General features: G+C 72.0%; 22 protein-coding genes and 1 pseudogene. 17 read left to right on the forward strand and 6 right to left on the reverse strand.

Annotated features, from left to right (window positions below):
* Nucleotides 1–27: 27 nt before the first annotated feature.
* Together AB0D48_RS11935 and thiD are read left to right on the forward strand one after the other, a co-directional pair.
* Entirely contained in the window at nt 28–1011 is a 984-nt protein-coding gene (locus AB0D48_RS11935; protein ID WP_362394032.1) for a thiamine-phosphate kinase, read from the forward strand.
* On the forward strand, nt 1008–1808 hold the full coding sequence (gene thiD / locus AB0D48_RS11940; protein ID WP_362394035.1) for a bifunctional hydroxymethylpyrimidine kinase/phosphomethylpyrimidine kinase: 801 nt from the start codon (nt 1008–1010) through the stop codon (nt 1806–1808). Before AB0D48_RS11935 ends, thiD begins: the two co-directional genes overlap by 4 nt.
* A 97-nt stretch (nt 1809–1905) precedes the next feature.
* Here the strand turns inward: thiD and rpmB are convergent, their stop codons facing one another.
* Complete coding sequence (gene rpmB, locus AB0D48_RS11945) at nt 1906–2091, reverse strand: 50S ribosomal protein L28 (protein ID WP_007266795.1); 186 nt, start codon at nt 2089–2091, stop codon at nt 1906–1908.
* 157 nt (nt 2092–2248) lie between these two features.
* Between rpmB and AB0D48_RS11950 the strand changes: the two genes are divergently transcribed.
* The 9 genes from AB0D48_RS11950 to mutM all read left to right on the forward strand — a co-directional run bounded on the left by AB0D48_RS11950 (nt 2249) and on the right by mutM (nt 11295).
* Nucleotides 2249–3988 carry a DAK2 domain-containing protein gene (locus tag AB0D48_RS11950; protein ID WP_362394038.1) on the forward strand — a complete coding sequence of 580 codons (1740 nt, stop codon included), beginning with the start codon at nt 2249–2251 and terminating at the stop codon, nt 3986–3988.
* 37 nt (nt 3989–4025) lie between these two features.
* Nucleotides 4026–6224 carry an ATP-dependent DNA helicase RecG gene (recG, locus tag AB0D48_RS11955; RefSeq protein WP_362394041.1) on the forward strand — a complete coding sequence of 733 codons (2199 nt, stop codon included), beginning with the start codon at nt 4026–4028 and terminating at the stop codon, nt 6222–6224.
* 43 nt (nt 6225–6267) lie between these two features.
* Complete coding sequence (rsmD, locus tag AB0D48_RS11960; RefSeq protein ID WP_362394043.1) at nt 6268–6846, forward strand: 16S rRNA (guanine(966)-N(2))-methyltransferase RsmD; 579 nt, start codon at nt 6268–6270, stop codon at nt 6844–6846.
* Nucleotides 6847–6860: 14 nt separating this feature from the next.
* On the forward strand, nt 6861–7340 hold the full coding sequence (gene coaD, locus AB0D48_RS11965; protein ID WP_362394351.1) for a pantetheine-phosphate adenylyltransferase: 480 nt from the start codon (nt 6861–6863) through the stop codon (nt 7338–7340).
* Between the two features lie 103 nt (nt 7341–7443).
* Nucleotides 7444–8457: a cell division initiation protein gene (locus AB0D48_RS11970; RefSeq protein ID WP_362394046.1), complete on the forward strand. Its 1014-nt coding sequence runs from the start codon at nt 7444–7446 to the stop codon at nt 8455–8457.
* Between the two features lie 122 nt (nt 8458–8579).
* Nucleotides 8580–9248, forward strand: a complete 669-nt coding sequence (locus tag AB0D48_RS11975; protein WP_362394048.1) for a DUF177 domain-containing protein — start codon at nt 8580–8582, stop codon at nt 9246–9248.
* A gap of 2 nt (nt 9249–9250) precedes the next feature.
* Nucleotides 9251–9424, forward strand: coding sequence for a 50S ribosomal protein L32 (gene rpmF, locus AB0D48_RS11980; protein WP_003965982.1), 174 nt, complete (start codon nt 9251–9253; stop codon nt 9422–9424).
* Between the two features lie 19 nt (nt 9425–9443).
* Nucleotides 9444–10304 carry a ribonuclease III gene (rnc, locus tag AB0D48_RS11985; protein WP_362394051.1) on the forward strand — a complete coding sequence of 287 codons (861 nt, stop codon included), beginning with the start codon at nt 9444–9446 and terminating at the stop codon, nt 10302–10304.
* 130 nt (nt 10305–10434) lie between these two features.
* Complete coding sequence (gene mutM, locus AB0D48_RS11990; protein WP_362394053.1) at nt 10435–11295, forward strand: bifunctional DNA-formamidopyrimidine glycosylase/DNA-(apurinic or apyrimidinic site) lyase; 861 nt, start codon at nt 10435–10437, stop codon at nt 11293–11295.
* Here mutM and AB0D48_RS11995 read toward each other — a convergent pair.
* Nucleotides 11268–11675, reverse strand: a complete 408-nt coding sequence (locus AB0D48_RS11995; RefSeq protein ID WP_362394055.1) for a helix-turn-helix domain-containing protein — start codon at nt 11673–11675, stop codon at nt 11268–11270. The genes mutM and AB0D48_RS11995 overlap by 28 nt on opposite strands.
* 127 nt (nt 11676–11802) lie before the next feature.
* Here AB0D48_RS11995 and AB0D48_RS12000 point away from each other — a divergent pair, with 127 nt between their 5' ends.
* Nucleotides 11803–12408, forward strand: a complete 606-nt coding sequence (locus AB0D48_RS12000) for a flavodoxin family protein (RefSeq protein ID WP_362394058.1) — start codon at nt 11803–11805, stop codon at nt 12406–12408.
* Nucleotides 12409–12439: 31 nt separating this feature from the next.
* On the opposite strand, the gene AB0D48_RS12005 is transcribed toward AB0D48_RS12000, so the two are convergent.
* Nucleotides 12440–13369: a CAP domain-containing protein gene (locus AB0D48_RS12005; RefSeq protein WP_362394061.1), complete on the reverse strand. Its 930-nt coding sequence runs from the start codon at nt 13367–13369 to the stop codon at nt 12440–12442.
* Nucleotides 13370–13507: 138 nt separating this feature from the next.
* Here AB0D48_RS12005 and AB0D48_RS12010 point away from each other — a divergent pair, with 138 nt between their 5' ends.
* The 4 genes from AB0D48_RS12010 to AB0D48_RS12025 all read left to right on the forward strand — a co-directional run bounded on the left by AB0D48_RS12010 (nt 13508) and on the right by AB0D48_RS12025 (nt 20314).
* Entirely contained in the window at nt 13508–13789 is a 282-nt protein-coding gene (locus AB0D48_RS12010) for an acylphosphatase (RefSeq protein ID WP_257553999.1), read from the forward strand.
* Nucleotides 13790–14137: 348 nt separating this feature from the next.
* Nucleotides 14138–14356, forward strand: coding sequence for a hypothetical protein (locus tag AB0D48_RS12015; protein ID WP_069922122.1), 219 nt, complete (start codon nt 14138–14140; stop codon nt 14354–14356).
* Between the two features lie 183 nt (nt 14357–14539).
* Entirely contained in the window at nt 14540–18655 is a 4116-nt protein-coding gene (locus AB0D48_RS12020; RefSeq protein WP_362394064.1) for an AAA family ATPase, read from the forward strand.
* Nucleotides 18656–18883: 228 nt separating this feature from the next.
* On the forward strand, nt 18884–20314 hold the full coding sequence (locus AB0D48_RS12025) for a sugar porter family MFS transporter (protein ID WP_362394066.1): 1431 nt from the start codon (nt 18884–18886) through the stop codon (nt 20312–20314).
* Between the two features lie 40 nt (nt 20315–20354).
* On the opposite strand, the pseudogene AB0D48_RS12030 reads toward AB0D48_RS12025, so the two are convergent.
* A pseudogene (locus AB0D48_RS12030) lies at nt 20355–21342 on the reverse strand (LLM class flavin-dependent oxidoreductase).
* A 62-nt stretch (nt 21343–21404) separates the two neighbouring features.
* Complete coding sequence (locus AB0D48_RS12035) at nt 21405–22847, reverse strand: cytosine permease (protein WP_362394070.1); 1443 nt, start codon at nt 22845–22847, stop codon at nt 21405–21407.
* Between the two features lie 143 nt (nt 22848–22990).
* Between AB0D48_RS12035 and ftsY the strand changes: the two genes are divergently transcribed.
* On the forward strand, nt 22991–24214 hold the full coding sequence (ftsY, locus tag AB0D48_RS12040; protein WP_362394073.1) for a signal recognition particle-docking protein FtsY: 1224 nt from the start codon (nt 22991–22993) through the stop codon (nt 24212–24214).
* A gap of 77 nt (nt 24215–24291) precedes the next feature.
* On the opposite strand, the gene AB0D48_RS12045 is transcribed toward ftsY, so the two are convergent.
* Nucleotides 24292–24960: a bifunctional DNA primase/polymerase gene (locus AB0D48_RS12045; protein WP_362394076.1), complete on the reverse strand. Its 669-nt coding sequence runs from the start codon at nt 24958–24960 to the stop codon at nt 24292–24294.
* Between the last annotated feature and the right edge of the window lie 69 nt (nt 24961–25029).

Genomic DNA, 25029 nt, shown 5'->3' on the forward strand with positions numbered 1-25029 from the left:
GCGGACTGGGCAAGAAGGGGCACAGCGATGAAGGGCACTGTGGGCGAGCTGGGGGAGTTCGGGCTCATTCGGGAGCTCACCTCACGGCTCACCACCACCCCGGCGGTCCGGCTCGGACCGGGCGACGACGCCGCGGTCGTGTCGGCCCCCGACCGGCGGGTCGTGGCGAGCACCGACATCCTGCTGGAAGGCAGGCACTTCCGGCGCGACTGGTCCACGGCCTACGACGTCGGCCGCAAGGCCGCCGCGCAGAACCTCGCCGACATCGCCGCCATGGGGGCGGTGCCGACCGCCCTGCTGCTCGGCCTCGTCGTCCCGGCCGAGCTGCCGGTCACCTGGCCCACCGAGCTCATGGACGGCATCCGCGACGAGTGCCAGGTCGCCGGCGCGGCCGTGGTCGGCGGAGACGTCGTGCGCGGCGACACCATCACCGTCGCCATCACCGCCCTCGGCGACCTGCGCAACCACGAACCCGTCCTGCGCTCCGGCGCCCAGCCCGGCGACGTCGTCGCCGTCACCGGCTGGCTGGGCTGGTCCGCGGCGGGATTCGCCGTGCTCTCACGCGGTTTCCGGTCCCCGCGGGCCTTCGTGGAGGCCCACCGGCGCCCCGAGCCGCCGTACCACGCGGGCCCCGCGGCCGCCGGGCTCGGTGCCACCGCCATGACCGACGTCAGCGACGGCCTGATCGCCGACCTCGGGCACATCGCCGAGGCCAGCAAGGTGAGGATCGACCTGCGCTCGGCAGCCGTCGACATCCCCACCCAGATGCACGACATCGGGCAGGCCGTCGGTGTGGACCCGCTGCAGTGGGTGCTCACCGGTGGTGAGGACCACGCGATCGTGGCCACCTTCCCGCCGGACGTGAAGCTCCCCGCCCGCTGGAAGGTCATCGGGGAGGTGCTGAACCGCTCCGCGCTGCCCCAGGTGACCGTGGACGGCGCCCCCTGGACCAGCACCGGCGGCTGGGACCACTTCGGGGCCGACCCGGCCGCCGAGGACGGCGCGCCGTGACCGGCGCCCCGCCGCTGTGCCTGACCGTCGCCGGATCCGATTCCGGCGGCGGCGCGGGCATCCAGGCCGACCTCAAGACCATGCTGGCGCTCGGCGTGCACGGCATGAGCGTGGTGACCGCGGTGACCGCGCAGAACTCACTCGGGGTACGGGGAGCCTGGGAGCTGCCCGCCGAGGCCGTGACGGCCCAGTACCGGGCCGTGGTGGACGACATCGGAGTCCAGGCCGTGAAGACCGGGATGCTCTCCTCGGCCGTGCTGGTGGAGACGGTGGCCGCGCTGCTGGCCGCCACCCCCGCCCCGGCCGTCGTGGACCCCGTGGGGGTCTCCAAGCACGGGGACGCGCTGCTGGCCGCCTCGGCGTTGGACGCCGTGCGCGAGGAGCTGCTGCCGAGGGCCACCGTGGCCACGCCCAACCTGGACGAGGTGGCGCAGCTCACGGGCGTGGTCGTGGAAACCGAGGACGACATGCGGCGGGCCGCCGACGCGGTCCTCGGCTACGGGCCCCGGTGGGCGCTGATCAAGGGCGGGCACCTGGCGGCGCACGGGGACGAGGCCGTGGACCTGCTGACCGACGGCACCGACGCACACTGGCTGCGGGCCCCCCGGCACGACAACCGGCACACCCACGGCACGGGCTGCACCCTGGCGAGCGCGGTCGCGGCGGGCCTGGCGAAGGGACTGTCCGTCCCGGAGGCGGTCAGGGCTGCCAAGGAGTACGTCACGGGCGCCATCGCCGCCGGCTTCGCGCTCGGCGGGGGCATCGGCCCGGTGGATCACGCCTGGCAGTGGCGCTGAGCCCCACCCGGTCCGGGAAAGGCAAAAGACCGGTTCACCAGAGGTGAACCGGTCTTCCTTTTGGCAACCGGAAAGGGCTGCGCTACGACGTGAGGCGTCAGCGCGAGACCTTGCCGGCCTTGATGCACGAGGTGCAGGCGTTGAGGCGCTTCGGCGTCCCATTGACCACGGCACGGACGCGCTGGATGTTCGGGTTCCAGCGACGCGAGGTGCGGCGGTGCGAGTGGGAGATGTTGTTGCCGAAGCTCGGCCCCTTGGCGCAAACGTCGCAGTTGGCAGCCACAGGTCACTCCAAAGACTTCAGATGCAATTACAGTGAAACCGGCGCACCGGATCAGAGAGTCTGAAGTGGTTTGCCGGGGGAATGGCCCGACTCTCATCGGGCAACCGGAGCAGCATACAACGACTGCGTCCGTCCAAGAAAACTACCATGACCGCCGATGCCCCCGCCCCGCGGTCCGGACGCCCGGGCAGTCCTTGGTTACCCTGCGGTGAACCCTGGCCCGCACAAGGAGGAACGCCCGGTGCCGCACGAGCCGCAGCCGCAGCCCCCTGACGAGCTCGACGCCGAAGCGGTGCGCACCTGGAGCTCGCTCGCCCTGGCCGCCCTGGGCCGGGCCCGCGAGGACATCGACGCGATCAACGTCTATCCCGTGGCCGACGCGGACACCGGCACCAACCTCTACCTCACCGCCGAATCGGCCGACCGCGCCCTGACCGCGGCCTTCGAGGACGAGGCTCCCGCCACGGCCGGCGACTCCCTGGCCCGGGCCGTACGGGCCTACGCGTACGGGGCGCTCGTCGGGGCCCGGGGGAACTCCGGGACGATCCTCGCGCAGCTCCTGCGCGGAGTCGCCGACGTCCTCGGCGACGAACCCGCCGGACGGGAGCCCGGCCGGCTGCTGGCCGAGGCGCTGACCCGGGCCGCGCAGGAGGCGTACGGGGCCGTCGCGCACCCGGTGGAGGGCACCATGCTCACCGTCGCCGCCGCGGCCGCGCGGGCCGGCGAGGCCGCTGAGCACGCCGCCGTGACCGCCGCCGACGTGGCCCGCGCCGCCTACGACGCGGCCCGGGCCGCCCTGGCCGAGACGCCCGGGCAACTGGCGGCGCTGGGCCGGGCCGGGGTGGTCGACGCCGGCGGCTGCGGCCTGGTCGCCGTACTCGGGGCCCTGTGGCAGGCGCTGTCCGGCCAGGAGCCGGCCGCCGAACCGGTGCGCGGCCGGGCCGTACCCGTACCGCAGTCCTCGGAGCCCTGCGCGCAGGAGGAACTGGACGGGCCGGCGTACGAGGTGATCTACCTGCTGGAGGCCTCCGAGGCGGCCGTCGGGGAGCTGCGCGCCCGGCTCGACGGGCTCGGCGACTCCCTGGTCGTGGTCGGCGGGGACGGGCTGTGGAACGTCCACGTCCACGTCGACGACCCCGGTGCGGCCGTGGAGGCCGGGGTCGTCGCCGGCCGGCCGTACCGGATACGCATCACGCACTTCGGCGACGAGCGGCGCCGGGGCCGCGGCGAGCGCGCCCAGCGGGCCGTGGTCGCCGTCGTCCCCGGCGAGGGGCTGGCCGTGCTGTGCGGGGAGGCGGGCGCGACCTCCGTGCTCGCGCCCCCCGGGGAGGTCCCGGCCGTCGCGGAGCTGGTCGACGCCATCCGGCGCGCGCACGCCCGCGAGGTGGTCCTCCTGCCGGGCGGCGCCGAGCTGCGCGCGGCCGCGGCCGCCGCGGCCGAACAGGCCCGCGCCGACGGCGTGCGGGTGGCCGTGATCCCCACCCGCTCCGCGGTGCAGGGCCTGGCCGCCCTCGCCGTGCACGACCCGGACGGCAGCTTCGACGAGGACGTCGTCGCGATGACCGCCGCGGCCGGCGCCACCCGCTACGCGGAGCTGGCCGTCGCCGAACGGCAGTCCTTCACCTCGGCCGGCATCTGCCAGGCCGGCGACGTGCTCGGCCTCATCGACGGCGACGTCGCCGTCATCGGCGCGGGCCTGACCGAGACCGCCGAGGCCGTCCTGGAGCGGATGCTGGGCTCCGGCGGCGAACTCGTCACCCTGGTCCTGGGACCCGAGGTGCCGGACGCGCTCGCCGAGCGCCTGGAGGCGTACGTACAGCACGGGCACCTGGCCGTCGACACCGTCACCTACCGGGGCGGGCGGTACTCGGCGCCGCTGCTCATCGGCGTGGAGTAAGGGTCGGACAGCGGTCTTGTCAGCGCCATGGTGTGCAATGGAAGACGTGCCCGCGCTCGACGAAGACCTCAAGAAGACGCTCGGCCCCGCCACCGCCAAGGTGCTGGCCGAGCAGCTCGGCCTGCACACGGCCCTGGACCTGCTCCACCACTATCCGCGGCGGTACGCCGAGCGCGGTGAGCTGACCTCGCTGGCCGAGCTCGCCGACCAGATCGACGAGCACGTCACCGTCGTCGCCCAGGTCGCCGACGCGCGGATCCTGACCTTCAACGGGGGCCGCGGCAAACGCCTGGAGGTGACCATCACCGACGGCAGCGGCCGGCTCCAGCTGGTCTTCTTCGGCGCCGGCGTGCACAAGCCGCACAAGGACCTGCTGCCCGGCAGCCGCGCGATGTTCGCCGGCAAGGTCTCGAAGTTCAACCACAAGCTCCAGCTGGCGCACCCCGCCTACGAGCCGCTCGGCGCGGACGCCTCCGACCGGGACGCGGCCACCGCCTTCGCCAGCCAGCTCATCCCGATCTACCCGGCCTGCGCGAAGCTGGAGTCCTGGAAGATCGCCAAGTGCGTGGACGCGGTGCTGCCCGGCGTCCAGGAGGCCGTGGACCCCCTTCCCGCCGCCCTGCGCGAGGGCCGCGGGCTGGTCCCCCTCACCGAGGCCCTGCTGAAGATCCACCGGCCGGCCACCAAGGCCGACATCGACGACGCCCGCCAGCGCCTGAAGTGGGACGAGGCCTTCGTCCTGCAAGTGGCCCTGGCCCGCCGGCGGCACGCCGACTCCCAGCTCCCCGCCGTCCCCCGCCGCCCCACCCCCGGCGGCCTGCTCGACTCCTTCGACGCCAAGCTCCCCTTCACGCTCACCGAGGGCCAGCAGAGCGTCTCGAAGGAGATCTTCGACGACCTCTCCACCAGCCACCCCATGCACCGCCTCCTCCAGGGCGAGGTCGGCAGCGGCAAGACGATGGTGGCCCTGCGGGCCATGCTCGCCGTCGTGGACTCCGGCGGGCAGGCCGCGATGCTCGCGCCCACCGAGGTGCTCGCACAGCAGCACCACCGCTCCATCACCGAGATGATGGGCGAGCTCGCCGAGGGCGGCATGCTCGGCGGATCCGACCAGGGCACCAAGGTGGTGCTGCTCACCGGGTCGATGGGGATGCCCGCGCGGCGGCAGGCGCTGCTCGACCTGGTCACCGGCGAGGCCGGGATCGTGATCGGGACGCACGCGCTGATCGAGGACAAGGTGCAGTTCCACGACCTCGGCCTGGTCGTCGTGGACGAACAGCACCGCTTCGGCGTCGAGCAGCGCGACGCACTCCGGTCCAAGGGGAAGCAGCCGCCGCACCTGCTGGTCATGACCGCGACCCCGATCCCGCGCACCGTCGCCATGACCGTCTTCGGTGACCTGGAGACCTCCGTCCTCGACCAGCTGCCCGCGGGCCGCTCGCCGATCGCCACCCACGTGGTGCCCGCCAAGGACAAGCCGCACTTCCTCGCCCGCGCCTGGGAGCGGGTCCGCGAAGAAGTCGAGAACGGGCACCAGGCGTACGTGGTGTGCCCGCGGATCGGCGACGGTGAGGACGAGCCCAAGAAGAAGAAGGCCTCCGCGGAGGACGAGGCCGAGAAGCGGCCCCCGCTCGCCGTCCTGGACATCGCCGAGCAGCTGACGCGCGGACCGCTGGCCGGGCTGAGCGTGGAGGTGCTGCACGGCCGCATGGACCCCGCCGACAAGGACGACGTCATGCGCCGGTTCGCCGCCGGCGAGGTCAAGGTGCTGGTCGCCACGACCGTCATCGAGGTCGGGGTGAACGTGCCGAACTCCACCGTCATGGTGATCATGGATGCGGACCGGTTCGGCGTCTCCCAGCTCCACCAGCTGCGCGGCCGCGTCGGCCGCGGCTCCGCGCCCGGCCTGTGCCTGCTGGTCAGCGAGATGCACGAGGCGAGCCCCGCCCGGGCCCGGCTGGCCGCCGTCGCCGCCACCCTCGACGGCTTCGAGCTCTCCCGGATCGACCTGGAGCAGCGCCGCGAGGGCGATGTGCTCGGCCAGGCCCAGTCGGGGGTGCGCTCCTCGCTGCGGATGCTCGCCGTCATCGAGGACGAGGAGGTCATCGCCCAGGCCCGGGAGGAGGCCACACGCGTGGTCGCCGACGATCCCGAGCTGGAGCGGCTGCCCGGTCTGCGGACCGCGCTGGAGGCTCTCCTGGACACCGAGCGGGAGCAGTACCTGGAGAAGGGCTGACAATGGGGGTGCCGATACCTCCGAAGATTGAAGGACCCCCCAGATGACCCGCGTGATCGCCGGCAGCGCCGGCGGGCGACGGCTGGCCGTGCCCCCGGGCACCGGCACCCGGCCGACCTCGGACCGGATGCGCGAAGGGCTCTTCTCCACCTGGGAGTCGCTGCACGGGGTGGAGGGGGCCCGGGTCCTCGACCTGTACGGCGGCTCCGGTGCCGTCGGCCTGGAAGCCCTCTCGCGGGGCGCGGCCCACTCCCTGCTGGTCGAGGCCGACGCCAAGGCCGCCAAGGCGATCCGCGACAACATCCGGACCCTGGGCCTGCCCGGCGCCGAGTTCCGCGCCGGCAAGGCCGAGCAGATCGTGGCCGCCCGCGCGGCCGGGGACCCGTACGACGTCGTCTTCCTGGACCCGCCGTACGCCGTGGACAGCGCGGACCTGCGGGAGATCCTCCTCACACTCCGGTCCAATGGCTGGATCACGGACGATGCGCTCGTCACCGTGGAGCGCAGCACCAGGAGCGGTGCCTTCCCGTGGCCCGAGGGCTTCGAGCCGCTCCGGTCGCGGAAGTACGGCGAGGGCACCCTTTGGTACGGTCGCGCCGCCTTCACCAGCGAAGACTCATGAACGAGGGAGTTCAGTTGCGCCGCGCCGTCTGTCCGGGGTCCTTCGATCCCATCCACAACGGACACCTCGACATCATCGGACGCGCCTCCAGGCTCTACGACGTCGTGCACGTCGCCGTGATGATCAACCAGTCGAAGCAGGGCCTGTTCACCGTCGAGGAGCGGGTCGAGCTGATCCGCGAGGCGACGGCCGACTACGGCAACATCCAGGTCGAGGCCTTCCACGGCCTGCTCGTCGACTTCTGCAAGCAGCGGGACATCCCGGCCATCGTCAAGGGCCTGCGCGCGGTCAGCGACTTCGACTACGAGCTCCAGATGGCCCAGATGAACCTGGGCCTGTCGGGCGTCGAGACGCTGTTCGTCCCGACCATCCCCACCTACAGCTTCCTGTCCTCCTCGCTGGTCAAGGAGGTCGCCGCCTGGGGCGGCGACGTCGCCCACCTGCTGCCGGAGCACGTCCACGCGGCGCTCCTGGAACGGCTGCGCAACCGCTGAGCGGCTGACGGTCCGTCAGTCTGTGTCGGGGGCCCGCCCACTGGCCTTACAGTCGACCCGTCCGTCTCAGGAACCGCCTGAGGCCGAGAGAGTGCGAGCCCCCATGGACGTGCAGAAGAAGCTCGACGAGATCGTCGCGGCCGTCGGCGGCGCCCGGTCCATGCCCATGTCGGCCTCCTGCGTGATCAACCGCGCCGAGCTGCTCGCCCAGCTCGAAGAGGCCCGCCAGGCGCTCCCCGGCTCGCTCGCGCAGGCGCAGGAGCTCATCGGCGGCCGGGAACAGATGGTCGAGGAGGCCCGCCGGGAGGCGGAGCGGATCATCGAGTCGGCCCACAACCAGCGCGGTTCGCTGATCTCCGACACCGAGATCGCCCGGCGCTCCCAGGCCGAGGCGGACCGGATCCTGGACGAGGCCCGCCGGGAGGCCGAGGAGATCCGGGCCGAGGCCGACGACTACGTCGACAGCAAGCTCGCCAACTTCGAGGTCGTGCTGACCAAGACCATCGGCTCGGTGGACCGGGGCCGCGAGAAGCTGCTGGGCCGCGGTCCGGGGCTGGACGAGCACGGCTACCCCGACGCGGACGCGCCCGAGCGCAGCCACGACCCCGAGACGCAGCGGCAACAGGCGGACGCGTACGTGGACACCAAGCTGGCGACCTTCGAGGCGGTGCTCTCCAAGACCCTGGAGGCCGTCGGGCGCGGTCGGCAGAAGCTGCTGGGCCGTGTGCCCACGGACGACCTCGGCGCGCACATGGCCGCCCAGGACGCGGCGGGCGCCCAGCAGACCCGCTCGTCGAGCGACGCGGACTTCCTGGCCGGCCTGGCCGAGCCCCAGCAGGTGCAGGCGCCGGTCCCGGCGCAGCCGGAGCCGGTGTACGACACGTACTCCTACCAGCAGCCCCAGCAGCAGGACGGGTACGCCTACCAGGGCCACCAGGACCCCTACGCCGGGTACCAGCAGCAGCCCGACCCCTACGCCGGGTACCAGCAGCAGCCGGACCCCTATGCCGCCTATCAGGAGCCGCAGGCGCCGCAGCCCTCGCTCGACGAGACCAGCTTCTTCGACACGAGCATGATCAACCTGGACCAGCTGCGCCAGTACGAACAGGGGCGCTAGGCCCGGATTGGGCGCAGAGCGCGGTGCCGGGTATCCTGGCTGTTCGGTCGCGCGTATGCACCGCGATCTGTGCTGCCCTTACGTGCGGCACACATGCAGCATTCTTTGATCTTCAGCGATCTGTGAAAGCAGGAACAGCCCTGAACACCCGCCTCGACCACCGCAACCCCCTCGTGTTCGACACGCACGAGCTGGGTCGGCGTCCTGGTGCCATGCAGCGGCTGTCCCGTGAGATCGCGGCACCGGCGGACCTCGGTCTCGCCGGCGTCATCGGGGTACCGGAGGGCACCCCGCTGAAGCTCAAGCTCCGCCTGGAGTCGGTCATGGAAGGGGTGCTTGTCACAGGCACCGCCCGTGCATCGGCCGTGGGGGAGTGCGTAAGGTGTCTGGAGTCCGTCGAGCGCGATCTCAAGGCGGACTTCCAGGAGATGTTCTCGTACCCTGACGCCGACGACCGGAGCCGCTCCAAGGCGGAACCGGCCGACGACGCCGAGGACGACGAGGACACGCTCTTCCTCGAGGACGGTTTGTTCGACCTCGAACCCGTGCTGCGCGACGTGGTGGTGCTCGCACTGCCGCTGCAGCCGGTGTGCCGGGAGGACTGTCTCGGACTGTGCCCCGATTGCGGGCTCAGCCTGAACGACGACCCGGACCACCACCATGACGCCGTCGACATCCGTTGGGCGGCATTGCAGGAACTCGTCGTGACCGATCAGGACGACGAGAAGGACAACATGAGCGGCACTGCATCTGACGACGTTCAGAGCGCCGCCGAGAAGCAGGAGAAGTAGCCGTGGCTGTTCCGAAGCGGAAGATGTCGCGCAGCAACACGCGCCACCGCCGGTCGCAGTGGAAGGCTGCGGTCCCCACCCTGGTTTCGTGCGAGCGTTGCCAGGAGCCGAAGCTCCAGCACATTGCGTGCCCGAGCTGCGGCACCTACAACAAGCGCCAGGTCCTCGAGGTCTGAGCGGCTGGTGAGAGGCGCAATGTCTGAGCTGTCCAACGCTGAGAAGCAGGCAGACAGTAACAACGCGGCCTCGTCCCACACGCTTCTGGAAGGGCGGCTCGGGTATCAACTCGAGTCCGCCCTTCTGGTGCGTGCGCTGACCCACCGCTCGTACGCGTACGAGAACGGCGGTCTGCCCACCAACGAGCGGCTGGAGTTCCTCGGGGACTCCGTGCTGGGCCTGGTGGTCACGGACACGCTGTACACGACCCACCCCGATCTTCCCGAAGGCCAGCTGGCCAAGCTTCGGGCCGCGGTGGTCAACTCGCGCGCACTGGCGGAGGTCGGGCGCGGCCTCGAACTCGGCTCCTTCATCCGGCTCGGCCGGGGCGAAGAGGGCACGGGCGGCCGGGACAAGGCCTCCATCCTCGCCGACACCCTTGAAGCGGTGATCGGCGCGGTCTACCTCGACCAGGGCCTCGACGCGGCCTCGGAGCTGGTTCACCGGCTCTTCGACCCGCTCATCGAGAAGTCCTCGAACCTCGGAGCCGGCCTGGACTGGAAGACCAGTCTCCAGGAGCTCACGGCGGCCGAAGGTCTTGGCGTACCGGAATACCTGGTCACCGAGACCGGTCCGGACCACGAGAAGACCTTCACTGCTGCCGCCCGCGTCGGTGGTGTCTCGTACGGCACCGGCACCGGCCGCAGCAAGAAGGAAGCGGAACAGCAGGCGGCGGAATCCGCCTGGCGCGGCATCCGTACCGCGGCGGACGAGCGGATCGCGGCGGTTGCCGCTGCCGCCGCCGCTCCTCCGGTCGAGGTGCCGGCCCCGGCCGGGACCGGAGCCGAGGCCGAGGACGGCGGGGCGCCGACCCCCGCCGACACGGCCAGGGACGCCTGACCCTTCCTTCGGGATCCCCCCGCCCCGCCCTTGCCCCGCAAGGGCGGGGCGGTCCCGTTTCCCGGGCGCCGCGGCGGGGCCGGTAGGCTCGGCGGCAGCGCACAGAACGCATCGCCACCGGAGGAACACCGTGCCCGAGCTGCCCGAGGTCGAAGTCGTGCGGCGGGGGCTGGAGCGCTGGGTGGCCGGGCGGACCGTCGCGGCCGTGGAGGTCCTGCACCCGCGGGCCGTACGGCGCCATGCGGGAGGCGGGCCCGACTTCGCGGCGCGCCTCGGCGGCCAGACCATCGGGGTGCCGCAGCGGCGCGGGAAGTACCTGTGGCTACCCCTGCTGGAGCGGGACCTGTCCGTCCTGGGGCATCTGGGGATGAGCGGGCAGCTGCTCGTGCAGCCCGAGGACGCCCCGGACGAGAAGCACCTGCGGATCCGGCTGCGGTTCGACGACGGTGCCGGGACCGAGCTGCGCTTCGTGGACCAGCGGACCTTCGGCGGGCTCTCCCTGCACGAGAACACGGCCGACGGGCTGCCCGACGTCATCGCGCACATCGCGCGCGACCCGCTGGACCCCCTGTTCGACGAGGGCGCCTACCACCTGGCGCTGCGCGCCAAGCGGACCACGGTCAAGCGTGCACTGCTGGACCAGTCCCTGATCAGCGGGGTCGGCAACATCTACGCGGACGAGGCGCTGTGGCGCGCCAAGCTGCACTACGAGCGCCCCACCGCCGCCCTCACGCGCCTCCGGAGCGCGGAACTCCTCGGCCATGTCCGGGACGTCATGAACGCCGCCCTCGATGTGGGCGGCACCAGCTTCGACAGCCTCTACGTCAACGTGAACGGCGAATCGGGCTACTTCGACCGTTCGCTCGACGCCTACGGGCGCGAGGACGAGCCCTGCCGGCGCTGCGGCACGCCTATGCGCCGCCGCGCCTGGATGAACAGGTCCAGCTACTTCTGTCCGCGCTGTCAGCGGGCTCCGCGCGTCTCGTCGTAGCTCTGCCGAGCGGTCAGCACCTCAGGCATGCTCCCCTCCAGGAAGTGGATCAGCGAGAGCAGACGGTCCGCCACCTCGACGCCGAGCGGGGTCAGTTCGTAGTCCACGCGGGGCGGGTTCGTCGGCTGGGCCTCGCGGTTGACGATGCCGTCGCGCTCGAGCGCGTGCAGGGTCTGGGAGAGCATCTTCTCGCTCACGCCCTCCACCCGGCGGCGCAGCTCGTTGAAGCGGCACGGGCCCTCGCGCAGAGCGCCCACGGTGAGACTGCCCCAGCGGCCGGTGACGTGTTCCAGGGTCTCGCGGGACGGGCAGGCACGCGCGAATGCGTCGAACGGTAGTTCGCATCCGGCGGTTTCGGTGCAGACGGCTGGTGTGTCCATGAGAAGAGCGTACCTCCGGGTAGCGCTACCCAGTGGGTTGCGCTTTCGAAAAGTTAGTGGTTTTCTTTCCTTCGTCGCACCACGAATCCCGTGTGCGGCGAGCACCTTCTCCGAGGAGAGAACCGCCTTGTCCGGAACCACGCACACCCCCGTCGTCTCGATCGCCTACCACTCCGGCTACGGCCACACCGCCGTCGTCGCCGAGGCGGTCCGCAACGGCGCCGCCGAGGCCGGCGCGACCGTCCACCTGATCAAGGTCGACGAGATCGACGACGCGCAGTGGGCGCTGCTCGACGCGTCCGACGCGATCGTCTTCGGCTCCCCGACGTACATGGGCACCGCCTCCGGCGCCTTCCACGTCTTCGCCGAGGCCACCTCGAAGCGCTGGTTCGGCGACGCCTGGCAGGACAAGGTGGCGGCCGGCTTCACCAACTCCGCCTCCAAGAGCGGCGACAAGCTGCACACCCTGCAGTTCTTCCAGATCCTGGCCGCGCAGCACGGCATGAGCTGGGTCAACCTGGGCCTGAAGCCGGGCTGGAACTCCAGCACCGCCTCGGAGAACGACCTCAACCGCCTCGGCGTCTTCGCCGGCGCCGCCGCCCAGACCAACTCGGACGAGGGGGCGGACGCGGTCCACAAGGCCGATATTGCGACGGCCGAGCACCTGGGCCGGCGCGTCGCCGAGCAGACCCGCGTGGTCGTCGCGGGCCGCGCGGCCCTGGCCGCGCTCTAAGTAGCCGGGCCTTCGGTCGCGGTGGCGGGGACTAGAAGCCGAAGTCCTGCGTCCACCAGGGGCCGCCGTCGGCGAAGTGGGCGCCGACGCCCAGGGTGCGGAACTCGCAGTTGAGGATGTTCGCCTTGTGGCCCGGGCTGTTCATCCAGGCGTTCATCACAGCCTGGGCGTCGCCCTGGCCGCGGGCGATGTTCTCGCCGCCGAGGCCCGAGAGCCCGGCCTTCGTCGCGCGGTCCCAGGGGGTGTTGCCGTCGGGGTCGGTGTGGTCGAAGAAGCCGCGGACGGCCATGTCCTTGCTGAAGGCTCCGGCCAGCGCAGCCAGCGGCGGGTTCGCCCGGACCGGCCCGCACCCGGCCTGCGCGCGCTCCTGGTTCACCAGGGTCACCACGGCCGCCTCCTCGGCGGAGTGGCCGTCATCGGCCCCCGGCGGGGTGGCCGGCGCCTTGACGGGCGGCTTCGTCGGGAGGGGAGCGGGCTTCGGGGGGACGGGGGCGGGCTTGGCCGGGACCTTGGCGGCAGGCGTCGCGGCAGGCTTCGCCGAGGGCTTCTCGGACGGCTTCTCGGACGGCTTCTCCGAAGGCGAGGTGCTCGGCGAGGGCGCCGCGGAAGCCGACGCGGACGGGCTCGGCGTGGGGGAGGGGGAAGGCGAGGCCGATGGGCTGCCGGTGCCGGCGCCGCTGCCCGCGGAAGCGCGGCCGGACAGGTTGGCGAGGCCCCCCTGCTGCTCCAGCGCGCTGCCGACGGGGCTCGGCGAGGCCTTCGCCCGGGCCTGCGCCTCGTCGGCGGAATCCGAACCGGCCACCCCCACGTAGGGGAAGGAGCCGCCGACCGGCACCATGCCGGTGGTGACGGCCGCCGTGCCGAGGGCCACGGCCACCGACACGCCGAGCAGGCCGGTACGCAGGGCGGTGCCGCGCTTGCCGCCGGGATGCGGTGCGGCGGGGAGTCGGTGGCGTCCCATCGGCGTCGTGCCTTCCCTTACCAGGTCAAGATCGTCCTTTACGCACCCAAACGGGTGAGTTCATTGGTCCGGGACTGTACGCCATGGGGCCAGGGGGGCGATGTGCCCGGAAAGTCTTTGCCCGGTTAGCGTTCACGCATGAATGAAGACGTCCGCCTGATCGCGTGGGTACGCGGCCGTGTGCAGGGAGTGGGCTTCCGCTGGTTCACCAGGGAGAACGCTCTGGAGATCGGTGGAGTCGTCGGCTTCGCGCTCAATCTCGACGACGGGCGAGTGCAGGTGGTGGCGGAAGGTCAACGTGAGAATTGCCACCGGCTGCTCGACTGGCTGCGCTCGGCCGACACGCCCGGCAGGGTGGACGGAGTGACAGAGATCTGGGGCACACCGCGCGGTGGCTATGACGGGTTCGCGATCAGGTGACCGATCGCCTGATCATGTACTGATCACACCCCGAGACCGTCCGCACACGGTCGGATCTGCGCATTCTCCGTCGGCGCGTTGCCGACGGGCACGATCCGTGGAAGGCTCGGAGATGAGGATGATCTCCACCACCCTTGCAGGGCCCGGGCTGCCCGCCGATACGGGGCGTGATCGTGTTGACCGTCAAACTTTTTGGTGAGACGCTGGAAGCCCCGCGCACCTGAGCTGTTTGGCAGTGTTGGCAGTAGTAAGCGCAGTGACTGTCAGTCGCTGCCGGACATCCGCGGGTGCGATTCCCTCACGACCCCACCGCTTCGGTCGGTCACTCAGTGTGGAGGACCATCCATCATGGCAAAGGCGCTTCTCGGTTACGTCGGCGGTTCCGATCCGCGACTCCTCGCCGAGATGCGACGGCTTCAGCAGCGCGTCCAGGACCTCGAGTCCGAGCTCGTACGGATTCAGTCCGAAAATGACGCGCTGAACGCGGCCGCCGCTCAGCACGACGGAGACTCGCTGCTCGACAGCATCGAGATCGACGTACCCCAGGCGGAGCCTGCGCTCACCTGATCCGCACGATTCGTCGCTCGAATCCAGCCCCGCATGATCTGCAAGGGACGCTCCGGCGTCCCTTCTTTCTTTCGACGCCGCGCCCCACGGCATGAGGCCAGGTGGGGGGCTGATTCCTTTAACGTCAGTTGTGCCCTGCACCTTCATGGGTGAAACCGAACGTGAAAGGTAGAGTCCGGCGGCGTGCACCTCAAGTCCCTGACCCTGCGCGGCTTCAAATCCTTTGCATCCGCCACCACCCTGCGCTTCGAACCCGGCATCACCTGTGTCGTGGGTCCGAACGGCTCAGGCAAGTCCAACGTGGTGGACGCGCTGTCCTGGGTCATGGGCGAACAAGGGGCCAAGTCCCTGCGCGGCGGGAAGATGGAAGACGTCATCTTCGCCGGTACCACCGGGCGTCCGCCGCTCGGCCGCGCCGAGGTCTCCCTCACGATCGACAACTCCGACGGCGCGCTGCCCATCGAGTACGCGGAAGTCACCATCACCCGGATCATGTTCCGCGGCGGCAGCAGCGAGTACCAGATCAACGGTGACACCTGCCGCCTGCTCGACATCCAGGAGCTGCTCTCCGACTCCGGCATCGGCCGAGAGATGCACGTCATCGTCGGACAGGGCCAGCTGGACTCCGTCCTGCACGCCGATCCCATGGGGCGCCGCGCCTTCATCGAGGAGGCGGCCGGCGTACTGAAGCACCGCAAGCGCAAGGAGAAGGCGCTGCGGAAGCTGGACGCGATGCAGGCCAACCTCGCGCGCGTCCAGGACCTGAACGAAGAGCTGCGGCGCCAGCTCAAGCCCCTGGGCCGGCAGGCCGCGGTGGCCCGGCGCGCGGCCGTCATCCAGGCGGACCTGCGCGACGCGCGGCTGCGGCTGCTCGCCGACGACCTGGTCACGCTGCGCCGCGCGCTCGACGCGGAGCTCGCGGACGAGGCGGCGCTGAAGGAGCGCAAGGACGCCGCCGAGGCGCGGCTCGCGGAGGCCCTGCGGCGCGAGGCGGAACTCGAGGAGGCCGTACGGCAGCTGGCGCCGCGCCTGCAGCGGGCGCAGCAGAGCTGGTACGAGCTCTCGCAGCTCGCCGAGCGGGTGCGCGGCACCACGTCCCTGGCCGACGCACGGGTCAAGAGCGCGACCGCGCCCGCCGAGGAGGAGCGGCGGGGCCGCGACCCGGAGGACATGGAGAGGGAGGCCGCCCGGATCCGTGAGCAGGAGGCGGAGCTGACGGCGGCACTGGAGGCGGCCGCCCACGCGCTGGAGGACACGGCCGCGCACCGGGCGGAACTGGAGCGGGCCCTGGCCGCGGAGGAACGGCGGCTGCGGGACGCGGCCCGGGCCATCGCGGACCGGCGCGAGGCGCTGGCCCGGTTGACGGGGCGGCTCGGCGCGGCCCGTTCCCGGGCGGGCGCCGCGCAGGCCGAGATCGACCGGCTCGTCGCGGCGCGGGACGAGGCCGGGGCCCGGGCGGTGGCCGCGCAGGAGGAGTACGAGGCCCTGGCGGAGGAGGTCGGCGGCCTCGACGACCCTTCGGTGGAGGGCGAGTACGAGACCGCCCGGGTCGCACTGGCGGCGGCGGAGAGCGAACTCGCGGCGGCGCGGGACGCGGTGACGGCGGCGGAGCGCTCGCGCGCGGCCGTCTGCGCGCGGCGGGACGCGCTGGCGCTCGGGCTGCGCCGCAAGGACGGTACGGGGGCGCTGCTCGCGGCGCGGGAACGGCTGGCCGGGCTGCTGGGCCCGGCGGCGGAGCGGGTGTGGGTGACCCCGGGGTACGAGGCCGCGGTGGCCGCCGCGATGGGCGCGGCGGCCGACGCGCTCGCCGTGTCCTCGCCGGGGGCGGCGGCCGAGGCCCTGCGCCACCTCCGTGCCGCCGACGCCGGCCGCGCCACCCTCCTGATCACCCCACCCCCCACCCTCACGCCCCACTCCTCGCCTTCCCTGGCCCTACCGGGCCAAGCCCCGTCCCCCGACCAGGGCCCCCTGCCGGGCGGGGCGGCGAACCCTGCCGAGCCGCCTGCCCTGCCGGGCCAGGGCCACGGCCAGGGCACGGACCCGTCGGGCTCGTCCGACCGGTCGGCCGCGCCCCTGTCGGACCAGGCCCCGGACCAGGCCCCGGGCCCCGGCCTGGGCGCCCTGCCGGGCGGGGCGGCGAACCCCGAGCCGCCTGCCCTGCCGGGCCAGGGCCAGGGCCCGTCGGGCGTCCTCGGGCAGGCTTCGGCCGAGGCCGGGGAGGTCTTCCCCCACCCCGCCCCCTCCCGGAACCCGGCTCTGCCCGGACCCGCGCCTCACACGCCGGCGGGGCTGGAAGTGCCGCTGCGCGGCTCTTCGGCCCGCCGGGACAGCCGGGATGCGCGGAGCGCAGATCCAGCCGCGCCGGCGTGTGAGGCGCCGGGTCTGGGACGGAGCCCCAGCAGCGGATCCCCAGGTGTACACGGAGGCGAAGCCGCCACCGGCCTTGCCGCAGGCGGATCTGCGGGAGCACCCGGGGACGTGCCCGCCGGTGGAGTCTTCGGCATGCCCGTCGTGGGGCTGGTCGGCGGGGACGCCGAGGTACGGCGGGCCGTCGGATGGGTGCTGCGGGACCACTTCGTGGTCGGGACGCTCGACGAGGCCGAGGCACTGGTCGCCGCGCGGCCCGACGCAATGGCCGTGACCGTGGACGGCGACGTCCTGGGCGCGCACCTCGCGCACGGCGGCTCCGCCGGCGCGCCCAGCCTGATCGAGGTCCAGGCGGCCGTCGACGAGGCCGAGACGGAGCTGGCCCGGCTCGACGGGCAGTGCCTGGAGCTGGCCGCGGTACAGGCGGCCGCCCAGACCCGGCGGCAGGACGCGGCAGCCCTGGTCGAGGAGCTCGCCGAGCGCCGCCGGGCGGGGGAGCAGGCCCGCGCCGGGGTGGCGCAGCAACTCGGACGGCTCGCCGGGCAGGCGAAGGGGGCCGCGGGCGAAGCCGAGCGCAGCACCACCGCCGCGGCCAAGGCCCAGGACGCGCTGGAGCAGGCGCTGATGGACGTCGAGGAGTGCGCGGAGCAACTGGCGACGGCCGAGGAGATGCCGGTCGAGGAGGAGCCCGACACCGCGGTACGGGACCGCCTCGCCGCCGACGGGGCCAACGCCCGCCAGACCGAGATGGAGGCCCGGCTCCAGCTCAGGACCCATGAGGAGCGGGTCAAGGGGCTGTCCGGGAGGGCCGATTCGCTCGACCGGGCGGCCCGCGCGGAACGGGAGGCCCGCACCCGCGCCGAGCGCCGCCGGGCCCGGCTGCGCCACGAGGCGGAAGTGGCCCGGGCCGTCGCCGACGGAGCCCGGCAGCTGCTCGCCCACGTGGAGGTCTCGCTGCGCAGGGCCGACGAGGAGCGCGCCGGGGCCGAGTACGCCAAGGGCCTGCGCGAGCAGGAGCTCGCCGGTGCCAGGAACAGCGGCCGGGACCTGAAGGGCGAGCTCGACAAGCTCACCGACTCCGTGCACCGCGGCGAGGTGCTCGGGGCCGAGAAACGGCTGCGCATCGAGGCCGTGGAGGCCAAGGCGCTGGAGGAGTTCGGCATGGAGGCCGCCGGCCTCGTCGCCGAGTACGGGCCCGACCAGCCGGTCCCGCCGTCCCCGCCCGCCGAGGGCGAGGCGCTGCCCGACGACCCGGAGCACCCCCGGAACCTTCCGGGCCCCTTCGTCCGCGCCCAGCAGGAGAAGCGGCTCAAGGCGGCCGAGCGCGCCTACCAGCAGCTCGGCAAGGTCAACCCGCTCGCGCTGGAGGAGTTCGCCGCCCTGGAGGAGCGCCACCAGTTCCTCAGCGAGCAGTTGGAGGACCTGCGCAAGACCCGTGCCGATCTCCTTCAGGTGGTGAAGGAGGTCGACGAGCGCGTCGAGCAGGTCTTCACCGAGGCTTACCGGGACACGGCCCGGGAGTTCGAGGGGGTCTTCTCGCGGCTGTTCCCCGGCGGCGAGGGCCGGCTGATCCTGACCGACCCCGACAACATGCTGACCACCGGCGTCGACGTCGAGGCCCGCCCGCCGGGCAAGAAGGTCAAGCGGCTGTCGCTGCTCTCGGGCGGCGAGCGCTCGCTGACGGCCGTGGCCCTGCTGGTGTCCATCTTCAAGGCGCGGCCCAGCCCGTTCTACGTGATGGACGAGGTCGAGGCCGCGCTCGACGACACCAACCTGCAGCGGCTGATCCGGATCATGGAGGAACTCCAGGAGAGCTCGCAGCTGATCGTCATCACGCACCAGAAGCGGACGATGGAGGTCGCCGACGCGCTCTACGGCGTCTCGATGCAGGGCGACGGGGTCTCGAAGGTCATCAGCCAGCGGCTGCGCTGACCACTTCGGAGGACATCGCTTCAGGAAATGAACGCTGTGGCTCTCTTCACTCCCGCTTAGTGGGTATTCCGAGCCTATTGACTTCAGAAAGTGAAGTCATAAGCTCTGCTGTGCCGTGTCCGACGTTCAGGTGGTGGTGAGCAGTTTGCTGTGCGCCACTGGAGGAACACGCGCACAGACGCACACCCCCACACCGCCCGCCGTCGGCGCCGGGCCCAGGAGCGCACCTTGACCAGCACAGCGAACGCACCCGCGTCAGGCGGTGGCCGGGCGGCACACCCCGACCATCTCGGGCACGTCATCTTCATCACCGCGGCCGCGGCCATGGGCGGTTTCCTCTTCGGCTACGACAGTTCCGTCATCAACGGCGCCGTCGTCGCCATCCGCGAGCGGTTCGACGTCGGGTCCGCCGCGCTCGCCCAGGTGATCGCCGCCGCGCTGATCGGCTGCGCCATCGGCGCCGCCACCGCCGGCCGCATCGCCGACCGGATCGGCCGCATCCGCTGCATGCAGATCGCCGCCGCCCTCTTCACCGCGAGCGCCATCGGCTCGGCCCTGCCCTTCGCCCTGTGGGACCTGGCGATGTGGCGCGTGATCGGCGGCTTCGGCATCGGCATGGCCTCCGTCATCGGCCCCGCCTACATCGCCGAGGTGTCCCCGGCCGCCTACCGCGGCCGCCTCGCCTCCTTCCAGCAGGCCGCCATCGTCATCGGCATCGCCGTCTCCCAGCTCGTCAACTGGGGCCTCCTGAACCTCGCGGACGGCGACCAGCGCGGCGACATCGCCGGCCTGGAGGCCTGGCAGTGGATGCTCGGCATCATGGTCATCCCGGCCGTGATCTACGGGCTGATGTCCTTCGTCATCCCCGAGTCCCCCCGCTATCTGATCTCCGTCGGCCGCACCGAGCAGGCCAAGCAGGTGCTGCGCGAGGTCGAGGGCTCGAAGGTCGACATCGACGCACGCGCCGCCGAGATCGCCGCGGCCATGCGCTCCGAGCACAAGTCCACCTTCAAGGACCTGCTCGGCGGCCGCTTCGCCTTCCTGCCCATCGTCTGGATCGGCATCGGCCTCTCCGTCTTCCAGCAGCTCGTCGGCATCAACGTGATCTTCTACTACAGCTCCTCGCTGTGGCAGTCCGTCGGCATCGACCCGACCAGCTCCTTCCTCTACTCCTTCACCACGTCGATCATCAACATCATCGGCACGGTGATCGCGATGGTCCTCGTCGACCGGATCGGCCGCAAGCCGCTCGCCCTCATCGGCTCGGCCGGCATGGCGATCTCCCTCGGCCTCTGCGCCTGGGCCTTCTCCTACAAGGAGGGCAGCGGGGACAACATCTCCATGCCGGACACCCAGGGCACGGTCGCCCTGATCGCCGCGCACTGCTTCGTGCTCTTCTTCGCCCTGTCCTGGGGCGTGGTGGTCTGGGTGCTGCTCGGGGAGATGTTCCCGAACCGCATCCGGGCCGCGGCCCTCGGCGTCGCCGCTGCGGCCCAGTGGATCGCCAACTGGGTCATCACCGTCTCGTTCCCGACGCTCTCGGACTGGAACCTGGCCGGCGCGTACGTGATCTACACGTTCTTCGCCCTGCTCTCGATCCCCTTCATCCTCAAGTGGGTGCCGGAGACCAAGGGCAAGGCGCTGGAGGAGATGGGGTAACCACCCCCGCCAACACCCCTCTCCTCGATACTGCCCCGGCTCAGTCCTTGAGCCGGGGCAGTACCTGTTCGCACAGCAAGTGCAGACTGCGCCAGCCCTCGTCCAGCGGCATCCCGCCGCACAGCGGGTGCAGCACCAGGTTTCCGGCTTCGCCCGCCCCCCGGGCGTAGGCGAAGCGCCTCGTCCGGGGTGAGGATCCGGTACACGCCCTCCGCGCGCAGCTCCGCGACCGATCGGGCGGTCGACCGTACGGCGCTGCGGATGTCCTTGGACTGCCAGGACGCGTACATGCCCGCCTCGTGCAGGAAGCACTCGCCGTACTCGGCCCAGACCCGGTCCGGGTCCTCCGCGATGTGCAGCAGCGGGGTCTCGGCCGCCGGCATCATGCAGAAGCCCTCCGTGCCGTACTCCGCCAGCTTCGCGTTGTAGTACGCCTCCAGCTCCGGAAGGTGCGCGCTCGGGAAGAACGGCAGCCCGAGCCGGGCTGCGCGCCGGGCCGCCGCCTGCGAACTCCCGCCGACCAGGAGCATCGGGTGCGGCCGGGTGAACGGCCGCGGGGTGACCCGTACGGTCCGGCCGCGAAACTCGAACGGCTCGCCCGTCCACGCCTTCAGCAAGGTCTCCAGCAACTCGTCCTGGAGCCTGCCGCGCCGGCCCCACTCCACGCCGTGCTGCTCGTACTCCTCCGGCCGGTAGCCGATGCCGGCGACGGTGACCAGGCGCCCGCCGCTCAGCAGGTCCAGGACCGCGATGTCCTCGGCCACCTTCAGCGGGTCGTACAACGGGCCGATGATCGCCGAGACGGTGACCGCGATCCGGCGGGTGGCGCCGAAGACCGCGCCGGCGAAGGCGAACGGGGAGGGCAGCCAGTTGTTGCCGGCGCCGTGGTGCTCCTCGGTCTGGACGGTGTCGATACCGCGGTCGTCCGCGTACCTCGCCATCTCCAGCGCCGCCTTGTACCGGGCGGAGAGGGACTCGGGGGTGCCGTTCGGGTCGACGAGATTGAACCGGGCCACGGTGATGGGCATGGAGAATCCCCCTTCGCCGGATGTGGGTGGGCGGGCGAAGGGGGACGTTAGCTGACGTGGCGTCAGTTGGACAGGGATCCGGCGAGCGCGCGCTCCCCGGCGTCCTTGGCCGCGGGAGCCCGCGGGGCCGTGCGCGGCAGTACGGCGTACAGCACGCCCGAGGTCACGATGCCCGCCGCCCAGCCGAGGCCGTTGCGCCCCGTCCAGGTGCCGGCGAGCGGCCCGGCGAACCAGTCCACCTCGGTGAACAGCAGGCCCACTGCCAGGGCCGTGCCCCAGGCGGTCATGGCCTGCCAGGCGAAGCCGCCCCGGTACCAGTAGGCGCTCGTCCGCGTGGTGTCCAGCAGCGCGGGACCGTCGTACGTCCTGCGGCGCAGCATGTCCACGCCGAAGACGCCGATCCACGCGGAGAAGGCCACGGCCAGCAGGGTCAGGAAGGAGATGAAGGAGCCGAAGAAACTGGTCGCGACCACCATCAGCAGGAAGCCGAAGACCAGGCTGATGACGGCGTTGACGCTGACCGCCCAGGCGCGCGGGACCTTGATGCCGAGGGTCTGCGCGGTGAAGCCGGCCGAGTACATGGACATCGAGTTGATCAGCAGCATGCCGACGAGCGCGATGAGCAGGTACGGGACCGCGATCCAGGTCGGCAGCAGCTCGCCGATGAAGGAGACCGGGTCCTGGGCGGTCGCCAGGTCCGGGGTGCCGACCGCCATGACCGCGCCCATCAGGACCATCGGGAGCACGACCACACCGGCGCCGCCGATCGTCGCGCCGACCATGGCCTTCGAGGAAGCGGTGCGGGGCAGGTAGCGCGTGAAGTCGGGGCCGGACGGCACCCAGCTGATGCCGCCGGCCGCGATGGTACCGATGCCCGCGATCATCATCGCGGTGGAGCCGGCCGGCTTGCCGAGGACGGCGGACCAGTCGGTGGTGAAGACCAGGTATCCGAGGACGAGCACGCTGAAGGCGCCGAAGAGGTACGTCGACCACTTCGAGCAGACGCGCAGCGCGGTGATGCCGAGCCCCGAGACGACGAACGTGCAGCCCACGAAGAACAGCAGCGTGACGACGATGAGGGCGGTGCTGCTCTCGACGCCGAAGAGCAGGTCGAGCACGGTCAGGACGGCGTAGGCGCCACTGACCGCGTTGATCGTCTCCCAGCCCCACCGGGCCACCCAGATCAGCGCGCCCGGGAAGAGGTTGCCGCGCTGTCCGAACACGGCTCGCGAGAGCGCCATGCCCGGGGCGCCGCCCCGCTTGCCCGCGATCGAGATCAGTCCGACGATCCCGTACGAGAGGACCGGCGCGGCGACCGCGACGACCAGCACCTGCCAGATGTTGAGCTTGTTGAAGATCACCAGTCCCGCGCCCATGGTCAGCAGCAGCACGCTGATGTTGGCGGCCACCCAGGTGGGGACGAGCTCGCGGACCCTGCCGCCGCGCTCGCCGTCCGGGACGGGCTCCAGGCCGCGGGTCTCGATCGCGGTCTCTTCGGCAGGCATGCGGTACTCCGTGGGAGAGGGCGTGGAGGGAAGTCGCCCATCATCATGGATGTGCTGCTAAAAGTACAAATAACGACTTACGGCCCGGTGGCCACCCCAAAGGTCCGGGGTTCGGGGCGGCTGTGGCCGATACTGGGTGGGTTATGGACATCCTCATCCTTGCTGTAGTCATCGCCCTGGTCGCGGTCGGCGTGATCAGCGGGCTCGTGGTCGGCAGCCGCAAGAAGAAGCAGCTGCCGCCCTCGGCGCCGCCGAGCACGCCGACCATCACTGCCCCGCCCGCCGAACCGCAGGTGGGGGAGGACGCCGTAGAGACGGCGGAAGAGCCGCGCCGCACCATCGAGGAGGTCGCCCTCCCCGACGCGGAGACCGCGCTCGAATCCCCCGTCGCCGCGGAGGACCCGGTCGTCGAGGCGCCGCACGCGCCCGCGATCGAGATCCCCGAGCCCACCGCCGGCCGCCTGATCCGGCTGCGCGCGCGCCTCGCCCGGTCGCAGAACTCCCTCGGCAAGGGGCTGCTCACGCTGCTCTCGCGGGAGCACCTCGACGAGGACACCTGGGAGGAGATCGAGGAGACCCTCCTCGTCGCCGACGTCGGTGTCGTACCGACCCAGGAACTGGTCGACCGGCTCCGCGAGCGGGTCAGGGTGCTCGGCACCCGCACCCCCGCGGACCTGCGCGCCCTGCTCAAGGAGGAGCTGCTGACCCTGGTCGGCACCGACTTCGACCGCGCCGTGAAGACGGAGAGCGGCGAGGACACCCCCGGCGTGATCATGGTCGTCGGCGTCAACGGCACCGGCAAGACCACCACCACCGGCAAGCTGGCCCGGGTGCTCGTCGCCGACGGCCGCAGCGTCGTCCTCGGCGCGGCCGACACCTTCCGCGCGGCGGCCGCCGACCAGCTCCAGACCTGGGGCGAACGCGTGGGCGCCCGTACCGTACGCGGCCCCGAGGGCGGCGACCCCGCCTCGATCGCCTACGACGCGGTCAAGGAGGGCATCGCCGAGGGCGCCGACGTGGTGCTCATCGACACCGCGGGCCGCCTTCACACCAAGACCGGCCTCATGGACGAGCTCGGCAAGGTCAAGCGGGTCGTGGAGAAGCACGGCCCGCTGGACGAGATCCTGCTCGTCCTGGACGCCACCACCGGGCAGAACGGCCTGACCCAGGCCCGCGTCTTCGCGGAGGTGGTGGACATCACCGGCATCGTGCTGACCAAGCTCGACGGCACCGCCAAGGGCGGCATCGTCGTCGCCGTCCAGCGTGCTCTCGGCGTCCCGGTCAAGCTCGTCGGTCTCGGCGAGGGCCCGGACGACCTGGCGCCCTTCGAGCCGGAGGCGTTCGTGGACGCCCTGATCGGCGACTGAGCACGATCCGTACGCACCCCGTGCCCCCGTCCTCCGGCTGGAAGGCGGGGGCACCGGCGTACGAGGCCCTACGGGCTCTATCCGCGGAAGCGGTGGCAGATGTAGGCGAGGGTGCCCAGCAGCAGCCGGGCCTGCGGCGGCCCGGCGGCGGAGTCGAGCGCGGGCGGCCGCAGCCAGCAGACCTGGCCCAGGCCGGCCCGGTCGGAGGGCGGGGCCGTGACGTACGCCCCCTGGCCCAGGGCCCGCAGGTCGAGGTCGGCGTCGTCCCAGCCCATCCGGTACAGCAGCTGCGGCAGCTCGGCCGCCGCGCCCGGCGCCACGAAGAACTGCGCCCGGCCGTCCCCGGTCACGACGACCGGCCCGAGCGGCAGCCCCATCCGCTCCAGCCGGACCAGCGCGCGCCTCCCGGCCTCCTCGGACACCTCGATGACGTCGAAGGACCGGCCCACGGGCAGCAGCACCGCCGCGCCCGGGAAATCGCCCCACGCCTCGGTGACCTCGTCCAGGGTGGCCCCCGCCTTGACGGTGGGGGCGAAGGGCAGCGGGTGCGCCCCGGGGGCGGTGCACCCGCCGTCCCCGCAGGAGCAGTCGCGGGCCGGTCCCGCGGCGCGGGCGCCGGGGACCACGTCCCAGCCCCACAGCCCCGTGTACTCCGCCACCGCCGTGCACTCCGAGGTCCGGCCGCGGCGCCGGGTGCCGGAACGGAACTCCCTGGTGCCGCGGCTGCCGCCGATCGTGAAGCCCATGCCCATGCCCCCTCCAACGGGTCGGACGCGCCGGTGGTTACGACCTCGGCAGGACCGGCTGCCCGGCGC

This window comes from Streptomyces sp. NPDC048269, from assembly GCF_040652395.1.
Lineage (GTDB): Bacteria > Actinomycetota > Actinomycetes > Streptomycetales > Streptomycetaceae > Streptomyces.